This is a genomic window from Aequorivita viscosa, assembly GCF_900106795.1.
Classification (GTDB): domain Bacteria; phylum Bacteroidota; class Bacteroidia; order Flavobacteriales; family Flavobacteriaceae; genus Aequorivita; species Aequorivita viscosa.
Map to the genome: position 1 here is coordinate 1 of NZ_FNNS01000055.1, position 2432 is coordinate 2432.

General features: G+C 33.8%; 5 protein-coding genes. All 5 read left to right on the forward strand.

Annotation, left to right across the window (positions count from 1 at the left end):
- A partial coding sequence (locus BLW28_RS15930) for a hypothetical protein (protein ID WP_218143098.1) occupies positions 1-212 on the forward strand: 212 nt, incomplete at its 5' end.
- Positions 139-420: a type II toxin-antitoxin system RelE/ParE family toxin gene (locus BLW28_RS15460; RefSeq protein WP_073222354.1), complete on the forward strand. Its 282-nt coding sequence runs from the start codon at positions 139-141 to the stop codon at positions 418-420. The genes BLW28_RS15930 and BLW28_RS15460, both read left to right, overlap by 74 nt.
- A gap of 11 nt (positions 421-431) precedes the next feature.
- The gene (locus tag BLW28_RS15465; RefSeq protein WP_073222351.1) at positions 432-734 is read left to right on the forward strand and encodes a HigA family addiction module antitoxin; all 303 of its coding nucleotides are present in this window, start codon (positions 432-434) and stop codon (positions 732-734) included.
- Between the two features lie 223 nt (positions 735-957).
- Positions 958-1524, forward strand: coding sequence for a hypothetical protein (locus tag BLW28_RS15470; protein ID WP_143036929.1), 567 nt, complete (start codon positions 958-960; stop codon positions 1522-1524).
- Between the two features lie 123 nt (positions 1525-1647).
- Positions 1648-2235, forward strand: a complete 588-nt coding sequence (locus BLW28_RS15475) for an XAC2610-related protein (protein WP_073222347.1) — start codon at positions 1648-1650, stop codon at positions 2233-2235.
- Positions 2236-2432 lie beyond the last annotated feature (197 nt).

The following is a 2432-nucleotide window of genomic DNA, read 5'->3' on the forward strand; positions in this document are numbered from 1 at the left end:
GGAGTAGAAACACTGCCGATAACACCAGATATAGTAAATATCGCGAAAAGCGATACTTCCCATATCCAATCGTTAGGCAACATTTGCACAAAACAAATTTGTTACTTACCTTTGGCGTTAGTAACGTAGAAAATTATTATGATAATATCGTTTGGTTCAAAAGAAACCGAAAAAATATGGAACGGTATCCGAGTCAAAAAAATGCCGATTGAAATACAGAATGTTGGACGGAGAAAATTAAGAATGCTTAACAACTCAGAAGATATTGCAGATTTAAGAATTCCTCCTTCTAACCGACTAGAAAAACTGACTGGAAAACTAAACGATTTTTATAGTATCAGAATTAACAAACAATGGCGGATAATATTCCAATGGGAAAACGGAAACGCAAGAGAAGTTGAAATAATTGACTATCATTAAAAACAAAAAAAATGGAAAAATTAGCAAATGTACATCCAGGAGAAGTTTTGAATTTTGAATTTCTTGAGCCACTTGAAATTTCAGCTTATAGACTTTCTAAAGATTTAAAAATACCGCAAACTAGGATTTCGGAAATAATAAAAGGTAGACGTAGAATAACGGCGGATACTGCTCTACGTTTGAGTAAATATTTTGGGAATTCTGCGAAATTCTGGCTTGGACTTCAAGATGATTATGACATCGAAGAAGAACGTGATGAAAAAAAAGCGGAATTGGACGGAATAAAAAAATACGAAAATAAAAACGTTGCCTAACAATGGCTATAAGTAATTGCTTGTTCTCGCCTACTTCTGAAAATCCTCGCGGATTTTCAGTTTGCTGTGTACTTGCAAAGTTAAGTGCTAACCCACGCAACTACTCATAGCCGAAACCGTTGTGCAACATATGATAAATGCAATGAACTTTCTAAAAAACATATTCAAATCGACAAAAAAGGAAACTTCAAAAGGAGCTTTTTTCAACTCGACTGAATATGAAATGAAAAATCTATTGTGTGGAATTGGAAAATCAAAAATTACGGAAAATGAAATAGAGATTTCTGAATATCCATTTGAACCTTCTATTGCCTATCCTAATAGGACTATCAAAGCAACTGAAATTGACTCTTTGAGTGTGGATTTCGGAACTTGTAAAATATACGTTGACAACGATATAATTTTCGTATCAGCAGAAAAAAAGGAAGAATTAAAAGACTTTGCGAAAAGTAATAAAATAAAATTGACCGAACATAGCTGGAATTGGGATTGGATTTTGGAACCTTATCTTGACACAGAATTTACTCAAGAAAATGAGCAAAGAGTTTTAGAAAGGCTTAAAGAAAATGGAATAAATGAAAGCGAAGTTGACCAAATAAGAACTGAAGTCGGAAAACAAATGTATAAGTACAATTTTGACACAATGTTGTGGGATTGGTGCAGTTTAGGATTGACAGATGTTCTTTCTGCAATGAGAGCGAAAAATAACAAAAATGAATTTAAAGACTTTTATAAAAGAGCAATAGAAATTGACAAACGAAATAAAAATACGTTGCACAACAATGTATAACCGCAATTACGGCGGATTCGACTACGTCCGAATCCACTCGGAATTGCTAACGTAAGTGCTTAACCGAAAAATTTGCGTACTTTAACCCGTAACTGACGGTTATACGAGACCGTTGCCAGTAATATGAAAAAAATTCTGCTAATATTAATAATTCTGTTTTCGTTTGAACTTTATTCACAAGAAATAATAAAGTTTTCAGATGCTGAATTTGAATTTTGTCTGACAAAAAAATGCGGAAAAACTGACTGTGAAATAACTAAAATTGAGGTTCTGAAAAATGGAATCTTAAAGCAAACAATAAAACCGAGCGAAAACTATTTCAGCAAAACATTTCCAAACGACCAACTTTTCGCAATTGAGGATATGGATTTTGACGGAAAAATTGATTTTAGGCTAATGGAATTTCTTCCAGCTGGACCGAATGTTCCTTTTCTATTTTGGATTTATAATCCTACAAATGAACTCTTTGAAGAAAACAAAGATTACGGAGAAATAACTTCGCCTGAATTTGATTACGAAAAAAAACAAATTAATTCGACTTGGAGAAACGGTTGTTGCGAACACGGACGAGACGTTTATGAATTGACAAACGGAATTCCAAAATTGACTGAACGATTTGTTATTGGACATAATTCAGAGGACAAAGAATATTACGAACATTGGAAAGTTGAAAACGGAGAATTAAAACTAATCGAAAAGACAGTTGAATAAAATACTACTGGCAACAATGTATAACCGCAATTACGGCGGATTCGACTACGTCCGAATCCACTCGGAATTGCTAAGGCTTGTGCTTAATCCGAAAATTAACGCATATTAACCCGTAACTGACGGTTATACGAGACCGTTGTGGGAGAGTTTATAGAGGTAAATTTTGATGAAGTTTACCGTAAATCAGCAACCAAAAG

What these genes read in the sequence shown, in the direction of transcription:
- BLW28_RS15460 (WP_073222354.1), top strand. Translation starts at nt 139, where the DNA reads ATGATAATATCGTTTGGTTCAAAAGAAACCGAAAAAATATGGAACGGT.
- BLW28_RS15465 (WP_073222351.1), top strand. Translation starts at nt 432, where the DNA reads ATGGAAAAATTAGCAAATGTACATCCAGGAGAAGTTTTGAATTTTGAA.
- BLW28_RS15470 (WP_143036929.1), top strand. Translation starts at nt 958, where the DNA reads ATGAAAAATCTATTGTGTGGAATTGGAAAATCAAAAATTACGGAAAAT.
- BLW28_RS15475 (WP_073222347.1), top strand. Translation starts at nt 1,648, where the DNA reads ATGAAAAAAATTCTGCTAATATTAATAATTCTGTTTTCGTTTGAACTT.